Genomic DNA, 24,522 nt, shown 5'->3' with positions numbered 1-24,522 from the left:
AGATAAGAATTTGGAGAGTGGTATGTCAAACGTTAACGATGAAACTGCTTTTCTCTTTCAGGTTGCCAGATAATAGCGTCAATACGTAGTCGCACGTTTTCATCATTAGAGATTGGCCAATCTATAATATCGCCTACTTTCAAGCCGATGAGACCCGCGCCTATAGGAGCTGTAATAGACAGGGCGTCTTCAACGCTACCGATTGAATGCGGATAAACCAATGTACGAATCATTTGTTTGTCACGGGATAAGTCCGTAAATTGAACTTGGCTGTTCATGCTAACAACATCATCAGGTATGTCTTCAGGGTCTACGACTTCGCCACGAGCCAGTTCTATTTCTAATAGGTCGGCAACGGCTCTGTCCTTGTTATCGGCATTGTCTATCAGGCGTTGAAGGCGTTCAGCATCCAAGCGATTTATCAGGATAGTTGGGCGGTAACCCATCTTTTTCCCCTTTTCTGAGCCATTAAGTTAATTTCGTATTTATAAAGAAGCTTATTATATCCAATAAAAAAAGCCTTCCCATAAGAATAAGGAAAGACTGAAGATTTCTTAAGTGTACGCTAACCAAGGGATAAAAACGATCCTGTTAATGACATATCGTTGCTTTAGGCATGGATAATGTTTGACTGTCGGTTAGTCGTTATCGTGCTATGATAGATAAGCTTTGCGTCATGCTGGATTTCTGACAGCAATTGACGGCATTTCATATCTTTAGATGTTAATTGATAATCCACTGAGTCAAAAGGTGAGCTAAGTGCCACAGATTTTTCCGGCTACCTGGCTGGTTTATTGCCGTCCCGGCTTTGAAAGGGACGCATTGGCAGAGTTATTACATCATGCTCAAGAGCATGATGTAATCTGTGAAGGGGCAAGCGGTGAAGGGTGGGCAAGTGTCACTCGTAGCGATAACGAGCCTATCAATGACCTCCATCGTCAAGTTCATTTTCATTCGTTAATTTTTGCTCGCCAAACACTGATAGCATTGCCGGCACTGGAACTTGACCGGCAGGATCGTTTGACAACTCTGGTGGCTCAGGTGATGGAAGCTCGCTGGAGTTTTGAAGAAATCTGGCATGAAACGCCGGATACCAATGAAGGCAAAGCGCTTTCGCGACTTATTAAAACGTTGTCGCGCCCATTAGAAAGCCTGTTAAAGAAAAAAGCGGCATTGCGACGTAAAGCTGGCGGGCGCAGGTTGCATCTTTTCTGGACCAGCGGCTCTACTCTGCAAGTATGCTTGTCATTTCCGGGCAACCGTAGCGATGTGCCAGGTGGAATACGCAGACTTCGTGTTCCTTCTCGGGCACCAAGCCGTTCGACGCTTAAATTGGAAGAGGCCTGGCACGAGTTTATACCGCGTGACGCGTGGGATGAGCGTATTGCAAGACACATGACCGCCGCGGATTTGGGAGCCGCTCCAGGTGGCTGGACCTGGCAGCTGGTTCAAAGAGGTATGTATGTATACGCGATTGACAATGGTCCGATGGATGCTGATTTAATGGCTTCAGGACAAGTGGAGCATCTGAAAGAAGATGGCTTTATCTGGGAACCGCCACATCGGTTAGACTGGTTGGTATGTGATATCGTGGATAAGCCCGTTCGCGTCATCGCCATGGTAGAGCGTTGGTTGGTGGGACGATGGTGTCGGGAAGCTGTTTTTAATTTGAAATTGCCAATGAAAAAGCGCTGGGAAGAAGTAACAAAATGTCTTTCACATCTTCAGGATGTATTGCAGACAGCAGGTGTGAGGCACACAATCCGTTGCCGTCACCTCTACCATGATAGAGAAGAAGTGACGGTGCATATCACGTTACATCAATAAAGCGACGTTGGTAATTTAAAAACTGGGCTCGTAAAGGCGAATGGTTTCTTCCTCTGTCAGCAAAGGTAATATCTGCTGCATGACATTTGCGCGAGCCTCGCTGGTGTACCATTCTTTCCAGGCTCGTAGATCCCGCCATTTGGTTATCATCAGACGCCTGTCGGAGTGCTCCATTTCCACCAGAGTTTCACCTCCAACAAAGCCTCTTGCTCCCAGGGATACACGCATGGCTTGACGAGCAGCTTGTTCATACTCTTCTTCTAAACCAGGCATAATACGTCGTTCAATAATGATTTTGATCATACCTTACATTTCCTGAATCGAGGACCTAAATGGCTGACACTGTTGGAACTTTACCTGAGTATGACGCAGAATTGGATACCCGCGGCCTATTTTGCCCTGAACCGATTATGATGCTGCACAATCAGGTTGCGGCATTAAGTCCAGGACAGATATTGCACGTGATCGCAACGGATCCAGCAACCAAGCGAGATGTACCCAAATTCTGCCAGTTTCTAGACCACGAACTGGTTAGCCAGACCGCAACAGACGATGAGTTTCATTATTTTATCCGAATCAATGTATGAAAACGCATGGTTAGCAAATCAGTAATATGCCAACAGTATTTTACTGTTGGCATATGCGTTTAATTCGTTGAGGGAACGACCATCAGAGCCAAGGCTTCCAGGGTGGCAGGGTCTTCATCCATTATCTGGCAAGCAATATGACGCTGGAAAAAATAAACTTTGGGATGACGCGAACCTGCGTTGTAAAGGCAATCATCCTTCAGTAGCACCGGTGTCATCTTGATTTTACTTTCATCTGCTATCAGTGCGTCAGTACTGCCATCACTGTAAAGATTCCAGCCGTGTACAAGCTTCATTTGCCAAGGTTGGCGATGACTTTCCATGCATAGCGCATAGGTGCCTTGATGATCCGGGATTTGTTGAAGGAGTGTCACTTCATGAGATGCTTCATAGTCGAAGTATTCGGCTGAAGACGTCAGTTCATGCCATTTGTGTTCGGGAGGTTCTGAAAAAATCTCTTCCGTTTCCGGGTCACGATAACCAATAAAACAGCCATGCTCTTTACTGTTCAGTCGGTGGCAGGGAGTCAGCTGTTCCATCCACGGGATCAGGCCAACGACATGCCCGTCCTCACGCAACCCCCATGCTAACACTGGCATGCTATACAGGCTTTCCGAGTCAGCATCCAGCTGATATACCATTTCCAGCCCGTCCAGTTCAGGGGCTAGACGCACCAGACTTTTTCTTGCTTCTTGGCGCTGACGTGCGGTTTCCAGGTCGATAACCTGGGCAGAACGGGGTGACAAGGTGGCGCCCATGGTGTCCCTCCTGGTGCTGCATGGTTTCGACGTTGGCAAAGCAGGATACAACGTTTGCCGCATGTATCATCAATAGCACAGCTTTAGCTGAAGGTTAAGCTTGATTGATAATTTTTTATCTTAAACGATCATCGCACTTAATTAACGCTTTAAGAGGCGCACACTGAAAAGTTGTCACGAACAGCCTGGTGACGCGCTAATGCTGCCTGAAACCTATGCCAAGGTGCCTCTGTTGTTGTGGTCGATAACCATTGTTGTTGGTAGGACTGCCAGACATAGGGTGGCGTAATAGGGTGACTGCTGACTAATTCGTTTACGCTTTCAAGCCATTGCTTGGCGATAGACGCCAGATGTTGCAATTCGGCCGTTTCCCAGGGGGGAAGGCATTGCGTCGAACGGCTCTGTTGTAATGCTTGAGTGGCTTCATCAAGACGATGAGAGGCAAGTAGCAGCGCACGCAGTACTTCAGCGGTAAGAGGTCGCTGCCTGAGTGCATTGAGATGATTTTCTAAAATGCTTGAGTCCTGTTCCCACTGCCGATCAAACTGATGCAGAGTCATGCGCTGTAAATAATCGAGAGCAGCAAGGGAGTCATCGATATCCTGAGGTGTTGTACCGTAAAGAGGCGAGCTTGCCCTTGAGAAGCTATTTTGCCATTCGGTAGACTCAAACAACGCATTCCAACTGACATAGGGGAGCTGCGCTGTTTTTATCGTTGTCAATTCTAGCAGTTGTTGGCGATTTTCTTCAGAAAGCTGATCGGGGGTTTGTGTGTTCCAACAACCACTAAGGCGCTGCCAAAGCTCGCGTTCGTAAAGCCACTGCTGGCTTGGCGGCGCGACTTTGCCTAGCTGGTTGTTGCGCGCGGCTACCAGAGAGGTGATTTGGCATTCGCGCAACGCATAAACGTTCAGCATGCCAGTGCGAAACTCTTCAATGTCAAAAATCAGGCGTTGCGTATCAGGTAAAGCCCCAATGTTGTTCGGCTGAGTGTTTTCAATCAGCGGAATATCCAGCGCATTACTCAACTGCTGGTGATACTGCAGCCAGTGATCATCCAGGTCGCTATTATTGCAGCCTGGCAGTATCAGAAATGAAGCAATGGCCGTACAACGCAAAATTGACAATAACGGCATGAAGGTTACTCCGAACGGCTAATCAGGTGTAAACGCCATCCTAATAGTAGTGCGGCAGTGCTTAGCCCTGCAATCAGACCGATCCAATAACCATGTATTCCCAGTGCCTCTGAACTTCCGAACCCGGTACTACCCAACCAATGTCCGCCACCAAGGCCAACGGTCCAATAGGAAAGTACAGTGATGACCATGACCACTCGAGTGTCTTTGTAACCCCGTAAAGCGCCTGCCAGATTGGCTTGCAACGAATCTGACACCTGAAAGAAGACGGCGAGGGTTAGCAGCGATGCCGCCAGTGCCTGAACATCCGGATTCGGCGTATAAAGCGAAATGACCCAACGACCGGTTAACCAGATGAGAGAGCTGTTGATAGCGGCGGTGAACAAACTGATCGCAATGCCATTCCAGGCGACCTGACGCGCTCGCTCACGGCGCTGTTGACCAAGCGTGTTGCCTACTCTGACCGTTAACGCCATGCTTAGGGACATGGGGAGCATAAATAGGATGGTTGTGTAGCTCAGTGCTATCTGATGAGCCGCGACAGTGATTTCTCCAAAACTGGCGATAAATAAGGCGATCAAGGTAAAGAGGGTCACTTCAACAAAAATAGCCACGCCAATCGGAATACCGACGAAAAGCAGCTCTCTAATACCACTCCACTGTGGAAAAGCGATGTGTTGCCACAGGGATACGCTACGGTATGTTCGCCCGTGTTTTGTATAAACCATCATGGCCAGCGCCATGGTCCACATGGATATGGCGGTGGCGATTCCGCAACCCAGCGCCCCCAGAGCGGGAAGCTGCTGCAACGGCAATGGTATCCATAACCCGAGTAGTTCGACCAATCCATCGCCCCCATAAATCAACACATAATTGGCCGGTATATTGACACTCAAGCCGACCAGGCTGATCCACAGCGCTGGGCGAGTGTGATTCATGCCGTCGGAAAAAGCGCGTAATGCCTGAAATAACGCTATGCCTGGCATACCAAAGGCAACCGCCGCCAAATAAGCTGCCGAACTGTTAGCCACTTCGTCAGGCACATTCATCACCTGGAAAATCGGCGTCACCAGAAACCAGAGTAAACCTGCCGACAGGATGCCAAGTAGAAGCGCTATCCATAATGCTTGATGGACCGCCGGACGAATGGCATGTTGCCGTTGCCCGCCAAGCATATGCGCCACAATGGGCGTTAGCCCCATCAGAGTGCCGGTCATGAAAAGCATCAATGGCATCCATAAGCTTGACCCAACAGAAACGGCTGCCAGTGCGGTGGGGCTTTGACGGCCGGTCATCATGACGTCGACCACGCTCATCCCCGCCTGCGCTAACTGGGCTCCGCAAATCGGTAGTGCCAAACGAACCAGTAAGCGCGTTTCTGGCCAGTACAGCGTTTTTAGTTGCTTGGTCAGGCTGCCCAACACTTATCTCCTTGATAGTTAATCGTCCTGCCTGGAAAATTTATTTCAGCAGGTATCACTGTTTTTTTCTCACAATACATGACGGACTCTAAGGCCGGTCATTATACTGGCTTGCCGATTTGATGCTTAGTGATTACACCCAATTGGATAAATCCCATGCAAGACGACACTCGCTGGACACTCGTTGATATTATTGCGCTCTTTGATGGCGTATTTGCCGAGCGCTATCGAACACGGCTGACCCGAGGTGATGACGAACCGTTGTACCAACCCGCCAGTGTTGAAATTCCCTATCACCAAGTGATCTTTGCCCATGGCTATTATGCCAGTGCACTACATGAAATCAGCCATTGGTGTATTGCCGGCGAGAAACGTCGTCAGCTTGAAGATTATGGTTACTGGTATTTGCCTGATGGGCGTGACGCTAGCCAGCAAAGCGCATTTGAAGCGGCTGAAATAGCTCCTCAAGCGCTCGAATCGCTGTTTTGTGAAGCTTGCCAGCGTCCTTTCCATGTCAGTGTCGATAATCTGGGTGGGGAGGTAGACGTCGATCGAGAAAGCTTTGCCTCTCGAGTGGCATTGCGGGCGCAGCGCTACCTGAACGAGGGAGTGCCGCGCCGCGCACAAGCCTTTCATACTGCGTTAAAACGTTATTATCAATGTGGTGCTTCTCTTGAACAGGCCTGTGAGTCAGGGCGTAGAGAGCTGGATGTTGATCGTTAAATGTTGCGGGTTAGATCATGCTGAAGGGTCATCGGTAAGTCTTTGATGTAACGCCAGCATGGCACTGACTTCATCTTCGGGGCGCATCGGTTCAAGCCCAAGTTGATCGAATACCTCTCGACGTTGTAGCTGCCACTGTGCGTCATGCAGGTCGGGGTAGAGGCTTTCTGCAGGCGCCAGTTCAACAAAAGGGTCGATGCCATAAGTGTCAAATAAGCGAGCCAGGGCGAGTTCATCTTCGCCGCTGCCACCGGTGTATAGCGTTTCGTTGAAATAATCGGTTTCAAGCTCACGAATCACATCCAGTGGGCTAACGCCAAAGCTTTCCAGTTCTTCAGCGCTATATTCGTAGGTAACGCTATCAGATTCTGCAATCCAGCTATCATCCGGCTGAATCAAGGTATGCTTGATACGTCCATCCGGTAAGGACCAGGCAACAGATAGCGGCAGGCCTTCTTCGTCACCTGTTTCAATGGCAATAAAACCGGGCATTTCACTCATTGTATTTCCTTAACTCTTCATTACGGGTAAACGAAAAAAAGCCGTTGCTGTGTCGCTGGTCGCCTGTGCCAATTCCATCTCGGTGACACCGTGCCAGTGGGCAATTTCCCGCACAATCCAAGGCAGCAGTGCGGGTTCATTCCGTCGCCCTTTAAGTTTGGCGGGGAGGTTGCGTGGCAAAAGATAAGGACAGTCGGTCTCGACCATTAATCGATCAAGGGGAATATCTTTCACCAGCGAGTGAAGGTGGCGACCGCGCCGCTCATCGCAAATCCAGCCAGTGAGTCCTATGTGCAAGTCTAGGTCCAGATAGCCATAAAGGGTATATTTGTCGGCGGTAAAACAATGGATAACGGCATCGCTGATATCGCTGCGCCAATGTTGCAGCATCTCACGCATGCGTGGGCCTGCATCACGTTCATGCAAAAAAAGCGGTAAGCCATTTTCCGCGGCGAGCGCCAGCTGCGCTTCGAATGCGTGTTCCTGCTCTTGGGGTGTCGAGAAGTTGCGATTAAAGTCCAGTCCGCACTCGCCAACAGCAACCACTTCGGGTGTCTCGTGAAGCGCCTTTAACTGGCGCGCCACCTCATTATTCCATCCGCTCGCATCGTGAGGGTGAACCCCCGCAGTGGCATAGACTCCTGGATATTGGCGTGCCATCTCAACGGCTTGCTTAGCATGCTCAATATCCGTGCCCGTCACAATCAGCGTGGATACATTGGCGGCCTGCGACCTGGCAATAACATCACTTAAGTCACGCTGAAAACTCTCATGAGTCAGGTTTGCGCCGATGTCTACTAAAGGCGTAGAAGAGCGAAATTGCAGCGCCTCAGGTAGAACATTATCCATTGCACTTATTGCCAAACGTCACACTCCTTACATTTGTCAAAAAAATCGGTAACAGCGAAAAAACGCCATTGTAACGCTGCTGAGTAACAACGACTAATGATCTATTCCACACCAGCTTATTGACCGAATGGCACGAATTGCAAAAAAACTGGCCCGATAGGTAAACAGTAAACTGATTTTTACTTTTAACATGAAGGTGAAGCATGAAATAAATCGGGCTTAACGCTCTTTAAATAACAACAATAGACAGGTGAAAAACATGCAGCTATCACGTCATTTCGCTATTTCTGCGTTATCAGCAGCCGTCATTGCAGCTGGCTATGCTCCCAGCGTGGCGGCCAATGAAGGCGTTTCTGATAATGAAATTCGTATTGGGTATCTGGCTGATATGTCAGGTGTTTATCGTGATCCGATAGGCCCATTGGGACAAGACGCCATTGAAATGGCGATTGAAGATATTGGCGGCAGCGTAAACGGTTCCCAAGTTGTCGTCTTTAGTGCTGATGATCGCAATAGCCCTGATGTTGGTTCAAGCGTCGTGCGCGAATGGATTGACGAACGTAATGTCGATATGGTCACCGGCCTGGTGGCTTCATCGGTTACATTGGCAGCAGTAGGCCTGCTGGAAGATGCGGATAAACTTGGCTTAGTGAATGGCGCTGTTTCTTCTAGTGTTACTAACGAACACTGTTCTCCCAATCATATCCACTGGGTTTACGATACCTGGGCGATGTCTAACGGAACGGCAAAAGCCATTACGCAGGAAGGGTATAAAAACTGGTACCTGTTAAGTGCCGACTATTCGTTTGGTCATGCACTTGAAGCGGATGTCGAGCGGGTGGTCACCGAAAATGGTGGAACGATAGTCGGTAGCGCGCGCCATCCTTTTCCGAACAATGACTTTTCCTCCTTTATGCTGCAAGCCCAGGCATCAGGTGCTGATGTTATTGCACTCAATAATGCCGGTGGAGACACCATCAATGCCGTTCAAACAGCAGGTGAATTTGGCATTACTCAAGCAGGACAGATTCTCGCGGGTATGGTGTTGTTCAGTACTGATATACGCAGCATCGGGTTAGAAAACGCCCAAGGGCTGCAGTTCACAAAGGCGTGGTATTACGATTTAAATGACGAAACCCGTGCCTGGGCAGAGCGCTTTCGTGAGCGCACCGGCAGCATGCCAACCATGGTGCACGCAGGACTCTATTCCAGCACCCGCCACTATTTGGAAGCCATTGAGGCAACGGGAACAGACGATACGCAAACGGTTCGTCAGCAGATGATCGATACCCCCATTAACGATGTGTTTGCAACCGATGGTTATATCCGTGAGGACGGCCGCATGGTGCATGACATGTATCTCGTTGAAGTGAAAACGCCGGAAGAATCTGCCGATGAAGATGATCTTTTCAGGGTTGTGCGCACTATCCCTGCCGAGGAGGCGTTCCGGCCACTGTCTGAAAGCGTCTGCCCACTCGTCAAGAACTAGGGAAGCGCTGAAGCCTTATCAACAAATCATAAAAATAAGGACTTGGCATGGAACACACAGATTTAATCCATCGTAATACGATTGGTGCTGCGTTAAACCGTAGCGCCCGTAAATACTCTCAGCAGCTCGCGCTGACGTTTGGTGAACGAACGTGGAGCTATCAGGCGCTTAACGAAGCCGCTAATAACGTGGCCAATGGCTTGTTAGCCGCCGGTCTTTCTTCGGGAGACCGGTTGGCGGTTTATGGTAAAAACTCAGATGCTTATGTCATTGCCTGGCTTGCTGCCACTAAAGCAGGCCTAGTGCATGTGCCCATTAATTTTGCGCTAAGTAGTGACGAACTGCGCTATATCCTGGAGCAGTCAGGGGCGAAGGGGTTGCTAAGCGATATTGCGTTAGCCGACAAAGTTCAGGAAGCAACCCAGGATTTAGCATTAACGATCAGCGGAACACTTCATGCTGATCAACACCTTCGTCAGTCAGGCAGTTTTGATGTCCTGGATTGTGCACGCTCCTCTTCATCATCTGGCGAGCCAGCGGTCGCCTTAGAGGGAAGCAGTCTTGCGCAGCTTCTCTATACCTCTGGCACCACGGCAGCGCCTAAAGCGGCAATGATGACCCATCAAGCGCTGATGGCGGAATATATGGCCTGCATGGTTGAGTTGGATATCAAGGGGAGCGACGCTATGTTGGCCGCGCTTCCACTTTACCATTCCGCACAGATGCATGTTTTTTTAATGCCTGCGCTGTTACTGGGTGCCCCAGTTTACCTGCTTGAAGCGCCGCTAGCGGATAACTGCCTGGCGGCCATTGCCGAACAAAACATCGTATCGTTCTTTGCACCGCCAACGGTGTGGATCAGCTTGCTGCGTCATGCAGATTTTGATCAATTCGATCTAACCACGCTTAAAAAAGCCTACTACGGCGCCTCCATCATGCCAGTGCCTGTGTTGGAGGAGATGCAGCGGCGTTTCTCCGGCGTTGGTTTATATAACTGCTATGGGCAGAGTGAGATTGCTCCCCTGGCAACGGTATTACGCCCAGAAGAGCATGCCGAGCGTCCTGCATCGGCGGGGCGCCCCATCCTGACGGTAGAAACGCGCATTGTTGATTTGCAAATGAACGACGTTGCCCCTGGTGAGCATGGGGAGATTGTCCATCGTTCGCCGCAGTTAATGACGGGCTACTGGGATAAGCCTGAGATGACCGAAGAGTCTTTCCAGGGCGGCTGGTTCCATTCCGGTGATGTGGGCTACATCGATGAAGCCGGCTACCTATATGTCGTGGATCGGATTAAAGACGTGATTAATACGGGGGGTGTGCTAGTCGCCAGTCGTGAAGTTGAAGAGGCGCTGTTTAAGCACTCGGCCATTTCGGAAGTAGCGGTAGTGGGGCTACCTGATGAAAAGTGGATTGAAGCGATAACCGCCGTTGTGGTGGTGAAAGAGGGGCAAACGGTTAGCGAAGATGAGCTTATTCATCATGCAAAAAGCTTAGTAGCTCCCTACAAGGTTCCTAAACGTGTGGTGTTTGCCGAGACACTGCCTAAAAGCACCGCCGGTAAAATTCTCAAACGTCACCTGCGCCAGGATCTAAAGGAGTGAGCATGGACGAGCAAACACAGGCGCTATTTCATGACATGATCACACGCTGTCTAGCGCAGGAAGTGGCACCTTTTTATGAGCACTGGGAAGCGGCGGGTGAAATACCGCGCTCGTTATGGTTAGCACTGGGCGCAGCGGGTCTGTTGGGGATTGATCTTGATGAGACCTATGGCGGCTCAGGTGCTGATATTGCCATTACCCAGCTGGCCCTGGAGGAGATGTCTCGGCAAGGGTTTGGTGGGCTAGCCAGCGCTTACAATATTCACGCCAACATCGTGATGCCTTACCTACAGAATTTAGGTACTGATGAACAGCGCGAAGCGTGGCTGCCCCGCATGGCAAGCGGGGAATGGTTGGGGGCAATTGCCATGAGCGAGCCTCATGCCGGCAGTGACCTGGCAGCGATGAAAACCCGCGCCACCAAAACAGCCGATGGGTGGATGCTCAACGGTAGCAAGCTGTTTATTACCAACGGCCAAGTGGCCGATCTCGTTATTGTCTGTGCAAAAACAGACCCAAGTGCCGGTGCAAAAGGGGTCTCACTGTTTTTGGTCGACACGTCACTACCGGGCTTTTCCCGTGGCAAACCGATTAAAAAGATTGGCCAGCATGCCAGCGATACGGCAGAACTGGCGTTCGACCAGCTACGCCTACCCGAAAACGCATTATTAGGGGAAGAAGGCGCTGGTTTCCGGTATCTGATGCAAGAGCTTCCCCGCGAACGGTTAGGTGTAGGTGCCCAGGCGCTTGGAGCGGTAGAGGGCGCTTTGGCGTTAACGCTTGATTACGTCACTCAGCGTCATGCCTTTGGCCAGCGCGTGGCCGATTTTCAAAACACCCGCTTCACGCTGGCTGAAATCAAGGCACAGCTGGATGTTGCTCGGGCTTACTTTGACCAGTGCCTTGATAAATACCGCCAGGGCACGATGACAGGTACCGATGCCGCCATCCTTAAATTACAGCTTAGCGAGTTGCAGTGTCGAGCGGTTGATCGGTGCCTTCAGCTTTTTGGTGGTTATGGTTATACCCATGAATATCCGATTTCACGGTTCTATTTAGATGCGCGTGTGCAAACGATTTACGCCGGTAGCTCTGAGATTATGAAAGAAGTGGTTGCACGTTCGCTGCTAGGCAAAGTGGCTTAAATCCATCATTTAAAGCCCTGACCTTAAGTCCTTTGCCACTGTGGGCCATCACTACGGAGAGATTATGCAACTGGATAGCGTTGTTATTGTAAGCGGTGCTCGCACTGCAATTGGCGGGTTTGGTGGGTCGCTCTCATCGTTCGCGCCTCATGAGTTAGGCACTATCACTGCACAGGAAGCACTGCGCCGTGCGGGCATTGATGGCGCTGATATCGACCATTCTGTGTATGGCCATATTATTACCACCGGGCCTGAAGACGCCTACCTTGCTCGTCATATCGCATTGAGTGCGGGTGTACCGAAAGACGCCGGTGCTTTTAATGTTAATCGGCTGTGTGGTTCTGGCGTGCAGGCGGTGATATCCGCAGCACAGCAAATCGCGCTTGGCGACAGCCGCTTGGCATTGGCAGGAGGGGCTGAATCCATGTCGCGAGGTGCCTATCTACTGCCACCTCAAGCACGCAATGGAATTCGCTTGGGCGATGCCAATATCCAGGATCTTACCCTTGGTATACTGAGTGATCCATTTGGCAGTGGGCATATGGGGATCACCGCTGAAAATATCGCCAAGCAGTATGGCTTAAGTCGCGAGCAGTTGGATCAGTTCGCCGTGGAGAGCCATCACAAGGCGGCAAACGCCATTGCGCAAGGGCGTTTTGACGAGCAAATCGTGCCTGTTGACGTGACGAAAGGTAAACAGACAGTTTCCTTTGTTCGTGATGAGCATGTGCGTGAAGGGGTCGAGTTAAGTGATTTAACACGGCTTAAACCGGCTTTTAAAAAAGACGGAATGGTGACCGCAGGGAATGCCTCCGGGATCAACGATGGCGCAGCCACCCTGGTGCTGGCGCACGCCGATGAAGCACAGCAGCGAAATCTAACCGTTAGAGCACGCCTTCGCGTAGCGACCACTGCCGGTGTGGAGCCTTCGCTAATGGGGCTTGGGCCAATCCCCGCGGTGAAACGCTGTCTTCAACAGGCAGGGCTGACGATCAATGATATTGATGTGATTGAGTCCAATGAAGCCTTTGCAGCACAGGCGATGGCAGTTGCCGATACGCTGGGTTTTCCATTGGAGAAGCTGAACCCGAATGGTGGGGCGGTGGCCCTCGGGCATCCGGTAGGCGCGACGGGTGCCATCTTGATCCTGAAAGCCTTACACGAACTGGAGAGACGCCAGGGGCGCTATGCTTTGATCACGCTGTGTATCGGCGGTGGGCAGGGCATCGCGCTGTTAATAGAACGCGAGTAATGAACGTTTTTCCAATAACAATCGACAGGTGTGTTTATGTCTACGATAACGCCAAAAATACTTCCTTCTACGCCATCTGCGACTAGCTCGCCTCTGTTAATCAGAGAGCTGCTGGAGTCAGGTGTTCGAATGGCGGGTAACAATCAGATTGTTTATCGAGACCAGAGCCGTCATGACTATCGACGCTTTCGTGAGCGGGTACACCAGCTTGCCCATACGCTAACCGCACAGGGCGTTCAGGCAGGCGATGTAGTAGCCGTCTTGGACTGGGACAGTCATCGTTATTTAGAGTGTTTTTTTGCCATTCCGATGATTGGCGCCGTTCTGCATACCGTCAATGTACGTTTGGCGCCCGAGCAAATTCACTACACGATGGAGCACGCTGAAGACGTCTTTGTGCTGGTCCACGAGGATTTCGTACCGCTACTGGAACCGCTCGCTGATAAGCTACCTGACATCCGCGGTTATCTGCTTTGTCAAGAAACGGCGAGTCAAGAAACGGAGAGCCAAGAAACGGCGAGAACCGTCAGCACGTCACTGCCGTTAGTCGGTGAGTTTGAAGCGTTGTTAAGCGAGCAACCAACGCATTACGATTTCCCGTTTTTTGATGAAAATGCAGTGGCCACACTGTTCTACACCACGGGCACGACCGGCAATCCAAAAGGGGTGTTTTTTACCCATCGCCAACTGGTACTGCACACACTAGGCGAAGCCAGTACTTTCCAGGCACCGGGCTTTGAGCTGCTCAATCGCGACAAGGTGTACATGCCGATTACGCCGATGTTCCATGTGCATGCATGGGGCGTGCCTTACACCGCCACATTGATGGGGGCGACCCAGGTGTACCCTGGCCGCTACGAACCTGAAATGCTGGTCAAGCTGCTGGTCAATGAAAAAGTCGATTTCTCCCACTGCGTGCCAACGCTGTTAAATATGGTGGTGAGCGCTGATGCCATTGCATCGAAAAAAATTGATTTAAGCGGTTGGAAGGTCCTCGTGGGCGGCAGTGCGCTTACCCAAGCCTTAGCTAGCCGTGCCTGGTCACTGGGAATTGATACGCGCAGCGCTTACGGCATGTCAGAAACCTGCCCGCTGCTGACGGCTGATATTTTACCTCGGGAGGTCACGGAGGCCGATTTTGACGTGCAGCTTCCTTGGCGGTGTAAAGCTGGCTTGCCCGTGCCTTTGGTGAAATTGCAGGTGGTGGATACCAACGGAGAGCCGTTACCCCACGATGGCGTCAGTGTGGGCGAAGTGCGAGCTCAGGCTCCCTGGTTAACCCAGGCGTACTATAAGGAAGAGAAGCGCAGTGAAGAACTTTGGCGGGATGGATGGCTACATACCGGCGACGTTGGTTCGATTGACGAGCATGGTTTCCTGGCTATTAGCGACCGCATTAAAGATGTCATCAAAACCGGTGGCGAATGGATCTCTTCACTTGAGCTGGAAAGCTATATCAGTCAGTGCCCAGGCGTCGCTGAAGTGGCGGTGATAGGCGTTACCGATGATAAGTGGGGCGAGCGCCCAGCGGCACTCGTCGTACCCAGCGACTTAAATAATCCGCCTACCGAAGATGACGTTCAAACGTTCATGGAGCGGTTTGTCGAGCAGGGCAGCATCAACCGCTGGGGTATTCCATCGCTGATTCGCTTCGTCGATGAAATACCTAAAACCAGTGTGGGCAAACTGGATAAAAAGCGCATTCGTACCGAGATATAAACGCTAGCGTTTAAACCCCGCCGTTTGTGCCTTTCGGTAGGCGGCGGGGGAGTCTCCTGTCCATTGTTTAAATGCTCGACTAAGGCAAGCCAAGTCTTCGAAGCCTAGTTTTTCAGCAATTGCTGTCAGTGGTTGTGCGCTTCGCGTGAGCGCTTGAATGGCATAATCGCGACGGTATTCGTCTTTAACCGCCTGGAAATGCGTACCTTCAAGCTTCAAGTGTCTTGAGAGCGTTCGGACTGACATGTGTAAAGCATCTGCGACATGCTGCACGGTGCATGACGCGGGTAAGTGGCGGCTAAGGTATTCGCGAACGCGATGCGTGACTAAACGGTCTTCAAAAGAGACATAGAACCAGTCAGCTGGCGCGCGTTGTAGAAATGCACCCAGGTGCTGTTTGGTTTGGCGAATAGGGTGGTTTAGAAGCGCTTTATCAAAGTAAACAGCGGTTTGGGCTTGATCGAATTTTACTTTTCCTGGATAGAAGTAGAGATAGTCAGCGCTGTGAGCGGGTTGCGCGTAGCCGCACTCCATCAATATAGGTGGAATTTTGCGAGCGATCATCCAGGAGGAAATGCCGTGAAACAGTTTTAACATCAGTTCATGGATCAATATACGACTGCCCTGAAGCGGGGCGCGTTCTTTCAGTGCCATTCGGGCAAAGTCACCTTCAAGCGTAAAATCGTAACTGAAATCATCGAGCAGAATACGAAAAAACTGCGTGTAGCGGTGAAGGGCAACATGCAGCGTGGGCGCATCCAGTAAACTCAAGCAGAGGATTTTCAACGATCCACAGCGTAGCGGCCTGGAGAAAAAACATGGTGTTTCATCATCTAGCTCAAGGACAAGTAGACGGTATAGCTCGGCAAACTGCTCAACAGTGACTCGTCCATTCGGCGCGCTTAGAAGAAAGGGGGAAATTCCAGCAAGTTCCAGGTATCGAGCAGGGGAGCGTTCGGTGGCGGGTAAGCCACATAAAAGCTCGTTTACAAAGTGCATTGAGACGGTAACAGTCACGATGTCAGCCTTAAATGGGGCGCTTGATGCTGCCTTGTTATTATCACGTGATGATGCGACGTTAGCACGATGTGTCGTTTGGCTCTATAAGGGGTCTTCTTAACGTGAGCGCATGCGTTACACTGTGCGCCTCATGATTAAGGAGGACACTGCGTGACCTTGTTACGACTCGAACAGCTGCAACTCGCCTACGGCACCCAAGTACTGCTTAACCGCGCCGACCTGACGGTAGAAAGAGGCGAGCGGCTGGCGCTGGTCGGGCGCAACGGTACCGGAAAGTCAACGCTATTAAAACTGGTGGCGGGTGACATTCATGCCGACGATGGCTCTATCTGGCGTGCTCCAGGGTTGAAAATCGGCGTACTCTCTCAAGAGTTGCCGGAATCCTCAGGCATGACGATTTTTGATATGGTCGCTCAGGGGTTGCCGGAAGCCGGAGAGCTGCTTTCTGAATATCAGCATTTAATCCATGATCCTGACCCCGATATGGATCGCATGGCCAAACTGCAAACCCGCATTGAGGCCATCGATGGCTGGTCGTTTCATCAGAGTATTGATGTCGTGCTTACGCGCCTGGGATTACCCCCTGAAGCCGAAATGAGCGCGCTTTCGGGTGGCTGGCGTCGCCGTGTAGCCTTGGCACGTGCACTGGTGTCTGACCCCGATCTGCTGCTGCTGGATGAGCCTACCAACCACCTTGATCTGGATACGATTGCCTGGCTGGAAGAACAACTGCTGGCATTTAATGGCGCGGTATTACTGATTACCCATGACCGTGCCTTCTTATCCAAACTGGCCACCAATATTCTTGAACTGGATCGTGGCAAGTTAGGCCGCTACCCCGGCAAATACGTCGAGTACCAGGAACGCAAGCAGCACGAGCTGGAAGTTGAAGCGCGCGAAAATGCGCTTTTCGACAAAAAGCTGGCCCAGGAAGAAGTCTGGATTCGTCAAGGTGTTAAAGCACGGCGTACCCGTAATGAAGGGCGTGTCAGAGAGCTCGAACAGATGCGCGTCGAGCGCAGTCAGCGCCGAGAGCGCCAGGGTTCTGCCAACCTGAACGTTGATAGCGGGGAACGCACTGGCAAGCGGGTCGTTGAGCTGAAGGGTGTGACACACCGCTTTGGTGATGAAGCCATTCTTCGCGACATCAATCTTGAAGTGATGCGCGGTGATCGTATTGGGTTCCTGGGCCGCAATGGGGCCGGTAAAACCACACTGCTGAAAATTCTGCTGGGTGAACTGACCCCGACAGAAGGCAGCGTACAGTTGGGTACCAACCTTCAGGTCGCCTACTTTGACCAACTTCGTGCCGGGCTTGAGTTGGATAAAACTGTCTACGACAACGTCGCCCAAGGCAGCGATCGGGTCACCGTTGGCGGAAAAGATCGCCACGTGATGAGCTACCTTCAGGACTTTCTGTTCACACCTGACCGTGTTCGGCAGCCGGTGAAAGCGCTTTCCGGCGGTGAATCCAATCGCCTGTTGTTAGCCAAGCTGTTTACCCAGCCTGCCAACGTATTGGTATTGGATGAGCCCACCAACGACTTGGATATGGAAACCCTGGAGCTGCTTGAAGAGCTGCTGTTGGACTTTGATGGCACGCTGCTACTGGTCTCTCACGACAGGACGTTTATGGATAACGTCGTGACCAGCATGCTGGCGTTTGAAGGCGAGGGCTGTGTACGTGAATACGTCGGTGGCTACACGGACTGGATTCGCCAGGGCGGTAAATTGCCGCCTGCGCCGTGGGAAGGCGCCGCTCGTCAGAACACTGAGCCTACCAGTGTTGCAGTTGATAAAGCGCCAGAGAAGCCGGTTGCAGAACCTGCCAGGAAAACCGTCAAACTTTCCTATAAGTTGCAGCGAGAGCTGGACGCCTTGCCCGCCGACATTGAGCGGTTGGAAGGCGAAGTAGAAACCTTGGAAAAAGAGGTGGGCGATCCGGCTTTCTATCAGCAGGACTCAGGGGCTGTGACGGCGAAGTTGCAAGCGTTGGAAAACGTCCAGCAGTCGCTTGAAAAAGCGATGGAACGTTGGATGGAGTTGGAGGCGATGACCAACGGCGATTAATGCCATGTTGCCTACAATGACGTTTTATCGTGGAAAAAGGCACCCCATCGGGGTGCCTTCAGTGACTAGATTAACGCTAAGTAGTGGTGTTTCTACTCGTCACTTTCTTCGCCTTTTTTACCGACTCTAACGGCCAGAACGTCGCACTGGGCCCCGTGCAGCACGCCTGTGGAGGTAGAGCCCAGTAGCAGGGCAAAGCCATGACGACCATGAGATCCGACCACGATCAGGTCCACTTCGTTTTCCTGGGCAAAGCGGTGAATTTCGGTATCTGGCATGCCAACCAGTACATGCTGGTCCTCAGCAGGTATATGTGGGCTGGCAATTTCTGCCAGACGCTTTTTGGCATGGTCATCCAGTTGGTCCTGAATGCTGGTGAGGTCCATGGGAATATCGCCCCCATAGGCAAATCCCAGCGGCTCCAGAGTATGCATAATGGAAATCTTGGCAGCGTTATTGCGCTCAGAGATCGCAATGGCACGTTCGAGGACCTTGTGTGAATCCTTGGTCAAGTCGACGGCAACCAGAATGTGATGATAGCTCATAGCGGCTCCTTGGTATGGGACAAACAAGCGATAAGTCTAAGGTTGATGCCTATCACTTTAGGCCGAGTTCTGTTGATTAACAACGACCTGGATCATCGTTTTGGATACTGTTGTCGTTGTCAGGCACTCATCTGACGTCTTAATTCTTCAAGAAGGTGCAAGTGATGGAATGGTTGCTAATTATTATTGTGGTGATGTTTGTTGTGGCACCGGTGATGTGGCTAAAGCCATCCCCGCGCCAACAACGACAGGCAGCGTTGCGCAGCAGTGCACGCAAACAGAATGTCGAGGTGAAATTGGCAGTGCCACCGCTACACTATGTCAATCAGGTGATGCCCGGTTATCAATGGCGTTACCCCCAGGAAGCGCCGGGGCCTGACTTTCTGCTGGTCCGCGATAGCAATGCCAGCGACGCGTTAGCGCCTTACCACGCTGGCTGGCGGTGGCGAGTTGCTCCGTTGCGGGCATGGCCTGAGCAGGCAGATACCATCCTCAAAACGCTGCTGGAACGATTGCCCCAGGATGCCCTGGTGCTGGAATCCAGCGAATCTGCATTAACCCTGTGGTGGTGGGAATCCCAGGATGCCGAACGTTTTTCCACTTACATCAATGACTTCATCATGTTGCGTAACTGTCTGAAAGGCCATTCAGACCACGCGAATAAAACACCTCCGCTTTCAGTACCTGCTCATCGAAAAGACGTGTCATGACAGAGACGAGGCATCTATCCCCTGATCTTTGGCCTGAATAGCCAGGCCATTCGCCTCGATGTGTGCAAGCCAACTTTCCAGTTTCTCGATTTCGCTGTCCTCAAGGCCAGCGAGCATTTCTGCGCGTGCCTTTGAGGCAACGGCATCAATCTGTTCCAAAAGTGGTAAGGCCTCATCGGTCAGGTATATGCGTTTCGCGCGCCGATCACTTCCGCAGGCATGCCGTGCAATCAGCCCCTGTGACTCCAGCTGGCTCAGGGTGCGAACTAACGACGGTGCTTCAACGCCAATATTGCGGGCAAGCTCAGATTGGGTCTGTCCATCTCCCACTCGCCATAATTGATACAGTGTTACCCATCGGGTCTGTGTTAACCCCAGTGGAGCGAGACGGCGATCAAGGATAGAGCGCCACAAGTGAGGCAGCCGGGCGATACGTAAACCAATAGTTGAAGCCATAAAAATCCTAGATGGGGTGTCCTCATTAAGAGTGAATTGTCGATAGGCGGTTGGTTGAATGCAAGCCTCCTCTTGGAACGGTATGCCTTTAAATCAGGACTTGACGTATGAAATGTTCTCGACCAAGCTAAGAGAATCAAACGGCCGTATGAAAGTGGTTTCTGTTACCGGTTTATGGAGCAAGACGGATGATCTATCAAGGTAATGCCATTTCGGTGGTGCGCAGCGATGAAGACATCGCAACTCTCACTTTTGATTTGCAGGGTGAGTCGGTCAATAAACTCTCCGGCGCTGTGATCAAGGAACTGGGCGAAGCAGTTCAGACCCTCAGTGCCGAGCAAGGGCTTAATGGCCTGATTATTGCCAGCGCGAAAGACGCCTTTATTGTGGGGGCAGATATTACTGAGTTTCATCAATTCTTCGATAAAGGGGAGGACTATCTTGTCGAGATGAATCTCAAGGTCCACGAGATTTTTAATGCGATTGAAGATTTGCCATTTCCTACTGTTACGGCAATCAATGGCTTGGCGCTCGGCGGGGGCTGTGAAGTCCTGCTAACGACAGATTTCCGCATCATGAGCGACAACGCCAAAATTGGCTTGCCAGAAACCAAACTGGGGATTATCCCGGGATGGGGCGGCTGTGTTCGCCTGCCGCGTATGATTGGCGCAGATAATGCCATTGAGTGGATCGCTGGCGGCACCGAAAATCGTGCTGATGCTGCGTTGAAGGTAGGGGCTGTTGATGCGGTTGTGCCTCAATCTGATCTGCTGGAAGCGGCGGCTGATATCCTTCATCGTGCCAATGCCGGTGAGCTGGACATTGAAGCACGCCGTAATGAAAAGAAGTCGCCGCTTAATTTAAACGCCATTGAACAGATGATGGTGTTTGAAACGGCCAAGGGTTATGTCGCTGGAAAAGCTGGCCCACACTACCCAGCACCGATTGAAGCGATCAAAGTGATCCAGAAAGGCGCAGGTGAAGGGCGTGAACGGGCGCAGCAGATTGAGGCCAACACCTTTGCGCGCATGGCGTTAACCGATGTTGCCTTCAACCTTGTTGGGTTGTTCATGAGTGACCAGCTGGTCAAGAAGAAGGGCAGCGGTTACGAAAAGCAGTCTCAACCGGTCAAGCAGACCGCTGTACTGGGCGCCGGCATCATGGGCGGCGGCATTGCCTACCAGAGTGCGTCAAAAGGCACGCCCATCCTGATGAAAGATATCAAGGATGATGCTATCGAGCTGGGCCTCAAGGAAGCACGCAAGCTATTTTCCAAACAGGTTGAACGCAAGAAACTTAGCGTTGAACAAATGGCAACGAAGCTCTCCAATATTCGCCCGACATTGTCTTACGGTGATTTTGGCAATGTCGATCTGGTTGTTGAAGCGGTCGTTGAAAACCCCAAAGTGAAGGGGGTGGTGCTTGCCGAAGTGGAAGACATGGTGAGCGAAAACACCATTCTTACCTCGAACACGTCGACGATTTCGATCAATCGATTGGCTGCTAACCTCAAGCGTCCCGAAAACTTCTGCGGTATGCACTTTTTCAATCCGGTGCATCGCATGCCCCTGGTTGAAGTTATTCGCGGTGAAAAAACGTCCGATGCCGCTGTTGCTGCAACGGTTGCTTATGCACGTTCCATGGGTAAAACCCCGATTGTGGTCAACGATTGCCCAGGTTTTCTGGTCAACCGGGTGCTGTTCCCCTACTTTGGCGGCTTCAGTTTCCTGATGGAGCAGGGTGCCGACTTCCAGCGCGTTGACAAGGTTATGGAAAAATTCGGATGGCCAATGGGGCCTGCCTATCTGCTGGATGTTGTGGGCCTGGATACCGCTGTGCATGCCAATGAAGTCATGGCCGAAGGCTTCCCGGATCGCATGGCCCGTGATGCCAAAACGGCGATTCAGGTAATGTTCGAGAATGACCGGTTAGGTCAGAAAAATGCCAAAGGTTTTTACGCTTACGAAGAAGATAAAAAAGGCAAGCCCGTCAAGGTAAGCGACGAGCAGGCCCATAAGCTTGTGAGCAGTGTCGTTAAAGAGAAAAAAGACGTTTCTGACGAGGATATCATCGCGCATTTGATGGTGCCGCTGTGTCTGGAAACGGTTCGCTGCCTGGAAGATGGAATTGTCGATTCAGCTGCTGAGGCAGATATGGCGCTGATTTACGGCATTGGTTTCCCGCCGTTCCGTGGTGGGGCGCTACGTTACATTGATGCCATGGGCGTGGCTGAGTTTGTTGCTCTGGCGGACCGCCTGGCAGAAGAGTTAGGAGCGCTTTACGCGCCGACTGAGAAGTTGCGTCAGATGGCGAAGAATAACCAGCGCTTCTATTCAGGTACTCAGGCCTAAGTCACCACGTAAAGGAGAAATATGATGAGTTTGAATCCGAGAGATATCGTGGTGGTAGACGGTGTACGTACCGCCATGGCAAAAGCAAAAAACGGTGCATTTCGTAACGTGCGCGCCGAGAACCTATCGGCGGCAGTGATGCAGTCGCTGTTTGACCGTAACGCCAACCTTGATCCATCAGAAGTCGATGACGTGATCTGGGGCTGTGTCAATCAGACCCTTGAGCAGGCCATGAACATCGCACGTAACGCAGCGATTATGACCGGAATTCCCCGTTCGGTTCCTGCGCAAACGGTCAACCGGCTATGTGGCTCGTCAATGACGGCCTTACATATTGCAGCGGCCAATATTAAAGCCGGCATGGGTGACTTTTACGTTATTGGTGGGGTTGAGCACATGGAACATGTGCCGATGGCCCACGGCGTTGATGTGAATCCTGCTGCCAGTAAATATGCGGCAAAAGCGGCCATGATGATGGGGCTTACTGCTGAACTTCTGGGCAAAATGCATGGCATTTCCCGAGAAGATCAGGATAAGTTTGGCGTGCGTTCTCACCAGCGTGCCCAGGCAGCCATGGAGAATGGCCGCTTCGATAACGAAATTATCGGTATGGAAGGTCATGACCAGCGTGGCTTTAAAGTGCTGTTTAAAAATGACGAAGTGATTCGCCCTGAAGCGAGCATGGAATCGATGGCCAGCCTGAAACCAGTGTTTGACCCGCGTAATGGGTCGGTTACTGCCGGTACGTCATCTGCGCTGTCGGTAGGGGCTTCCGCGATGGCGGTAATGAGCTATGAACGTGCTCAGGCGTTAGGACTGGAGCCAATTGCGAAGGTGCTTTCGACCGGCGTGGCAGGTTGTGATGCCTCAATCATGGGTTATGGCCCGGTACCTGCGTCCAAAAAAGCACTCAAGGCGGCTGGCCTGTCGGCGGCGGATATCCAGACAGTTGAGCTGAATGAAGCCTTTGCAGCCCAGGGGTTACCGGTCCTGAAAGATCTTGGTTTCCTTGATGCCATGGATGAAAAAGTGAATCTGAATGGCGGTGCCATTGCGCTGGGTCACCCGCTGGGTTGTTCGGGTTCACGTATCTGCACCACGCTGCTGAATGTCATGCAGCAGCAGGATACCTCACTGGGGCTTGCCACCATGTGTATCGGTATGGGGCAGGGCGTTGCGACCGTGTTTGAACGACTCAAATAAGCACATCGCTTAGCGACAAAAACGGCACCCATGCGGTGCCGTTTTTTATTGCATGCTGCTAGGTAGTTTGAAACGCAGTACGATGAAAGTCAGCTGCCGCTTGGACTTCCGCGATGCCACAGCTATCGGGTGCCGGGACGGTATTGCCTGCTAGAACAGCCAGCACCGCTCGGGTGCCGTTGGCCAGCGATTCCAGGTTATAGCCGCCTTCTAAAACGAAGACTAAGCGATCCTGGCAGTGCTGTTCCGCCAACTGTTGCAAGAAACCGGTCAGTGCACCAAAGCCATCGTAAGAAACATTGAGCGCTAAATCATGCCAGTGTGGGTCAAAGCCAGCTGAGACTAAAATGATATCCGGCTTAAACCATGCAGCAGCTGGCGCTAGAATATCGCGAAAGGCTTTCAAAAACGCTTCATCGCCGGCACCGGCGGGTAGTGGGACATTAATTGTGGTGCCTTCTGCCAGGCCCGCACCGACCTCTTCGAGATGACCTGAGCCAGGATAGAAAGGCGCAGCGCGATGAATATCAAAAAACATGACATCGGGTTCTGCCCAAAAAATATCCTGGGTGCCGTTGCCATGATGGGCGTCCCAGTCGACGATGAGAACACGCTCACAGCCCAGTGCACTGCGCGCATGAGCCGCTGCAACCGCGACATTATTGAATAAGCAAAAACCCCTGGCGCGGACGGGTTCGGCGTGGTGGCCAGGTGGGCGTACCAGCGCAAATGCGCTTTTTGCACGTTTTTCCATCACTGCTTCAACTGCCGCAATCGCCGTGCCTGCAGCGACTTCTGCCGCCTCAATGCTGCCTGGTGAGACTGCCGTCGTATCCACGTCCAGCCAGGCATTTTTTCCGCGCAGGCTAAAAATATCGTTGAGATAAGAGGTGGTGTGTACCCTGGCTAATTGTTCAAACGTAGCCGCTTTGCCCCCTTCAGTGTGAAGGTCTGCAATCGGTGCTTTTTTAAGCAGCTGTTGAATAGCTTGTAAACGGCCAGGATGTTCAGGGTATTTCCATGGCACCGGGAGTCCTGATAGAAGCTGACGAATGCGTTTATCGATTCGATCGGGTAAAAAATCAGCCTCGATATTGGGTTCATGAGCGAGAACACGATCATCGTAGAAGGCAATGACGTTATGCATAAAGGTCAC

General features: G+C 51.6%; 23 protein-coding genes. 12 read left to right on the top strand and 11 right to left on the bottom strand.

Features of this window, described 5'->3' with window-relative positions; translation table 11 throughout:
- Window positions 1–32: 32 nt before the first annotated feature.
- The gene (gene rnk / locus ACU6TU_RS10350) at window positions 33–446 is read right to left on the bottom strand and encodes a nucleoside diphosphate kinase regulator (RefSeq protein WP_447141350.1); all 414 of its coding nucleotides are present in this window, start codon (window positions 444–446) and stop codon (window positions 33–35) included.
- Between the two features lie 313 nt (window positions 447–759).
- Here rnk and rlmM point away from each other — a divergent pair, with 313 nt between their 5' ends.
- On the top strand, window positions 760–1,827 hold the full coding sequence (gene rlmM, locus ACU6TU_RS10345; RefSeq protein WP_447141349.1) for a 23S rRNA (cytidine(2498)-2'-O)-methyltransferase RlmM: 1,068 nt from the start codon (window positions 760–762) through the stop codon (window positions 1,825–1,827).
- Between the two features lie 15 nt (window positions 1,828–1,842).
- Here rlmM and ACU6TU_RS10340 read toward each other — a convergent pair whose 3' ends face one another.
- Window positions 1,843–2,130, bottom strand: coding sequence for an antibiotic biosynthesis monooxygenase family protein (locus ACU6TU_RS10340; RefSeq protein WP_447141348.1), 288 nt, complete (start codon window positions 2,128–2,130; stop codon window positions 1,843–1,845).
- A 29-nt stretch (window positions 2,131–2,159) separates the two neighbouring features.
- On the opposite strand from ACU6TU_RS10340, the gene tusA reads away from it, so the two are divergent.
- Complete coding sequence (gene tusA, locus ACU6TU_RS10335) at window positions 2,160–2,414, top strand: sulfurtransferase TusA (protein WP_447141347.1); 255 nt, start codon at window positions 2,160–2,162, stop codon at window positions 2,412–2,414.
- A 59-nt stretch (window positions 2,415–2,473) separates the two neighbouring features.
- Here the strand turns inward: tusA and ACU6TU_RS10330 are convergent, their stop codons facing one another.
- The 3 genes from ACU6TU_RS10330 to ACU6TU_RS10320 form a co-directional block, all read right to left on the bottom strand.
- Entirely contained in the window at window positions 2,474–3,172 is a 699-nt protein-coding gene (locus tag ACU6TU_RS10330; RefSeq protein WP_447141346.1) for a hypothetical protein, read from the bottom strand.
- A 149-nt stretch (window positions 3,173–3,321) separates the two neighbouring features.
- The gene (locus tag ACU6TU_RS10325) at window positions 3,322–4,308 is read right to left on the bottom strand and encodes a DUF3080 family protein (RefSeq protein WP_447141345.1); all 987 of its coding nucleotides are present in this window, start codon (window positions 4,306–4,308) and stop codon (window positions 3,322–3,324) included.
- A 5-nt stretch (window positions 4,309–4,313) separates the two neighbouring features.
- Window positions 4,314–5,729 carry an MATE family efflux transporter gene (locus tag ACU6TU_RS10320; RefSeq protein WP_447141344.1) on the bottom strand — a complete coding sequence of 472 codons (1,416 nt, stop codon included), beginning with the start codon at window positions 5,727–5,729 and terminating at the stop codon, window positions 4,314–4,316.
- A gap of 156 nt (window positions 5,730–5,885) precedes the next feature.
- Between ACU6TU_RS10320 and ACU6TU_RS10315 the strand changes: the two genes are divergently transcribed.
- A complete protein-coding gene (locus tag ACU6TU_RS10315; protein ID WP_447141343.1) occupies window positions 5,886–6,452 on the top strand; it encodes an elongation factor P hydroxylase in 567 nt (188 codons plus the stop codon).
- A 15-nt stretch (window positions 6,453–6,467) separates the two neighbouring features.
- Here the strand turns inward: ACU6TU_RS10315 and ACU6TU_RS10310 are convergent, their stop codons facing one another.
- Window positions 6,468–6,953 (bottom strand): hypothetical protein, encoded by a 486-nt coding sequence (locus ACU6TU_RS10310; protein ID WP_447141342.1) that lies wholly within the window; start codon window positions 6,951–6,953, stop codon window positions 6,468–6,470.
- A 9-nt stretch (window positions 6,954–6,962) separates the two neighbouring features.
- Window positions 6,963–7,802, bottom strand: coding sequence for a TatD family hydrolase (locus ACU6TU_RS10305; protein ID WP_447144226.1), 840 nt, complete (start codon window positions 7,800–7,802; stop codon window positions 6,963–6,965).
- Window positions 7,803–8,061: 259 nt separating this feature from the next.
- Between ACU6TU_RS10305 and ACU6TU_RS10300 the strand changes: the two genes are divergently transcribed.
- From ACU6TU_RS10300 to ACU6TU_RS10280, 5 genes are all read left to right on the top strand, one after another.
- Window positions 8,062–9,291: an ABC transporter substrate-binding protein gene (locus ACU6TU_RS10300; RefSeq protein WP_447141341.1), complete on the top strand. Its 1,230-nt coding sequence runs from the start codon at window positions 8,062–8,064 to the stop codon at window positions 9,289–9,291.
- Between the two features lie 47 nt (window positions 9,292–9,338).
- Window positions 9,339–10,895: a fatty acyl-CoA synthetase gene (locus ACU6TU_RS10295; RefSeq protein ID WP_447141340.1), complete on the top strand. Its 1,557-nt coding sequence runs from the start codon at window positions 9,339–9,341 to the stop codon at window positions 10,893–10,895.
- A 2-nt stretch (window positions 10,896–10,897) separates the two neighbouring features.
- Window positions 10,898–12,040 (top strand): acyl-CoA dehydrogenase family protein, encoded by a 1,143-nt coding sequence (locus ACU6TU_RS10290; protein ID WP_447141339.1) that lies wholly within the window; start codon window positions 10,898–10,900, stop codon window positions 12,038–12,040.
- Between the two features lie 64 nt (window positions 12,041–12,104).
- Complete coding sequence (gene bktB / locus ACU6TU_RS10285; protein WP_447141338.1) at window positions 12,105–13,292, top strand: beta-ketothiolase BktB; 1,188 nt, start codon at window positions 12,105–12,107, stop codon at window positions 13,290–13,292.
- Window positions 13,293–13,328: 36 nt separating this feature from the next.
- Complete coding sequence (locus ACU6TU_RS10280) at window positions 13,329–15,011, top strand: fatty acid--CoA ligase (RefSeq protein WP_447141337.1); 1,683 nt, start codon at window positions 13,329–13,331, stop codon at window positions 15,009–15,011.
- A gap of 3 nt (window positions 15,012–15,014) precedes the next feature.
- On the opposite strand, the gene ACU6TU_RS10275 is transcribed toward ACU6TU_RS10280, so the two are convergent.
- Window positions 15,015–16,028, bottom strand: a complete 1,014-nt coding sequence (locus ACU6TU_RS10275) for an AraC family transcriptional regulator (protein ID WP_447141336.1) — start codon at window positions 16,026–16,028, stop codon at window positions 15,015–15,017.
- 153 nt (window positions 16,029–16,181) lie between these two features.
- Here ACU6TU_RS10275 and ACU6TU_RS10270 point away from each other — a divergent pair, with 153 nt between their 5' ends.
- Window positions 16,182–18,101: an ATP-binding cassette domain-containing protein gene (locus ACU6TU_RS10270; protein ID WP_447141335.1), complete on the top strand. Its 1,920-nt coding sequence runs from the start codon at window positions 16,182–16,184 to the stop codon at window positions 18,099–18,101.
- Between the two features lie 92 nt (window positions 18,102–18,193).
- On the opposite strand, the gene ACU6TU_RS10265 is transcribed toward ACU6TU_RS10270, so the two are convergent.
- Complete coding sequence (locus ACU6TU_RS10265; RefSeq protein ID WP_447141334.1) at window positions 18,194–18,646, bottom strand: universal stress protein; 453 nt, start codon at window positions 18,644–18,646, stop codon at window positions 18,194–18,196.
- 164 nt (window positions 18,647–18,810) lie between these two features.
- On the opposite strand from ACU6TU_RS10265, the gene ACU6TU_RS10260 reads away from it, so the two are divergent.
- A complete protein-coding gene (locus ACU6TU_RS10260) occupies window positions 18,811–19,356 on the top strand; it encodes a preprotein translocase subunit YajC (RefSeq protein WP_447141333.1) in 546 nt (181 codons plus the stop codon).
- Here ACU6TU_RS10260 and slyA read toward each other — a convergent pair.
- Window positions 19,351–19,812, bottom strand: a complete 462-nt coding sequence (gene slyA, locus ACU6TU_RS10255) for a transcriptional regulator SlyA (protein WP_447141332.1) — start codon at window positions 19,810–19,812, stop codon at window positions 19,351–19,353. The two genes, ACU6TU_RS10260 and slyA, sit on opposite strands and share 6 nt — an antisense overlap.
- A gap of 188 nt (window positions 19,813–20,000) precedes the next feature.
- Here slyA and fadB point away from each other — a divergent pair, with 188 nt between their 5' ends.
- Both fadB and fadA read left to right on the top strand, forming a co-directional pair.
- A complete protein-coding gene (fadB, locus tag ACU6TU_RS10250) occupies window positions 20,001–22,163 on the top strand; it encodes a fatty acid oxidation complex subunit alpha FadB (RefSeq protein WP_447141331.1) in 2,163 nt (720 codons plus the stop codon).
- Between the two features lie 24 nt (window positions 22,164–22,187).
- Window positions 22,188–23,366, top strand: coding sequence for an acetyl-CoA C-acyltransferase FadA (fadA, locus tag ACU6TU_RS10245; protein ID WP_447144225.1), 1,179 nt, complete (start codon window positions 22,188–22,190; stop codon window positions 23,364–23,366).
- 58 nt (window positions 23,367–23,424) lie between these two features.
- Here fadA and ACU6TU_RS10240 read toward each other — a convergent pair whose 3' ends face one another.
- A complete protein-coding gene (locus tag ACU6TU_RS10240) occupies window positions 23,425–24,513 on the bottom strand; it encodes a histone deacetylase family protein (RefSeq protein WP_447141330.1) in 1,089 nt (362 codons plus the stop codon).
- Window positions 24,514–24,522: the final 9 nt, after the last annotated feature.

It is taken from the genome of Halomonas sp. LS-001, assembly GCF_052983955.1.
Note: the sequence above shows the minus strand (reverse complement) of the source record. Positions and strands in the feature narration are given on the sequence as shown.

Coding starts and splice junctions, on each gene's coding strand:
- slyA (WP_447141332.1), bottom strand. CDS start 19,812: ATGGCTTCAACTATTGGTTTACGTATCGCCCGGCTGCCTCACTTGTGG.
- ACU6TU_RS10315 (WP_447141343.1), top strand. CDS start 5,886: ATGCAAGACGACACTCGCTGGACACTCGTTGATATTATTGCGCTCTTT.
- tusA (WP_447141347.1), top strand. CDS start 2,160: ATGGCTGACACTGTTGGAACTTTACCTGAGTATGACGCAGAATTGGAT.
- ACU6TU_RS10310 (WP_447141342.1), bottom strand. CDS start 6,953: ATGAGTGAAATGCCCGGTTTTATTGCCATTGAAACAGGTGACGAAGAA.
- ACU6TU_RS10305 (WP_447144226.1), bottom strand. CDS start 7,802: ATGGATAATGTTCTACCTGAGGCGCTGCAATTTCGCTCTTCTACGCCT.
- ACU6TU_RS10295 (WP_447141340.1), top strand. CDS start 9,339: ATGGAACACACAGATTTAATCCATCGTAATACGATTGGTGCTGCGTTA.
- fadB (WP_447141331.1), top strand. CDS start 20,001: ATGATCTATCAAGGTAATGCCATTTCGGTGGTGCGCAGCGATGAAGAC.
- ACU6TU_RS10340 (WP_447141348.1), bottom strand. CDS start 2,130: ATGATCAAAATCATTATTGAACGACGTATTATGCCTGGTTTAGAAGAA.
- ACU6TU_RS10265 (WP_447141334.1), bottom strand. CDS start 18,646: ATGAGCTATCATCACATTCTGGTTGCCGTCGACTTGACCAAGGATTCA.
- ACU6TU_RS10260 (WP_447141333.1), top strand. CDS start 18,811: ATGGAATGGTTGCTAATTATTATTGTGGTGATGTTTGTTGTGGCACCG.
- fadA (WP_447144225.1), top strand. CDS start 22,188: ATGAGTTTGAATCCGAGAGATATCGTGGTGGTAGACGGTGTACGTACC.
- ACU6TU_RS10300 (WP_447141341.1), top strand. CDS start 8,062: ATGCAGCTATCACGTCATTTCGCTATTTCTGCGTTATCAGCAGCCGTC.
- ACU6TU_RS10240 (WP_447141330.1), bottom strand. CDS start 24,513: ATGCATAACGTCATTGCCTTCTACGATGATCGTGTTCTCGCTCATGAA.
- ACU6TU_RS10290 (WP_447141339.1), top strand. CDS start 10,898: ATGGACGAGCAAACACAGGCGCTATTTCATGACATGATCACACGCTGT.
- ACU6TU_RS10280 (WP_447141337.1), top strand. CDS start 13,329: ATGTCTACGATAACGCCAAAAATACTTCCTTCTACGCCATCTGCGACT.
- bktB (WP_447141338.1), top strand. CDS start 12,105: ATGCAACTGGATAGCGTTGTTATTGTAAGCGGTGCTCGCACTGCAATT.
- ACU6TU_RS10325 (WP_447141345.1), bottom strand. CDS start 4,308: ATGCCGTTATTGTCAATTTTGCGTTGTACGGCCATTGCTTCATTTCTG.
- ACU6TU_RS10330 (WP_447141346.1), bottom strand. CDS start 3,172: ATGGGCGCCACCTTGTCACCCCGTTCTGCCCAGGTTATCGACCTGGAA.
- rnk (WP_447141350.1), bottom strand. CDS start 446: ATGGGTTACCGCCCAACTATCCTGATAAATCGCTTGGATGCTGAACGC.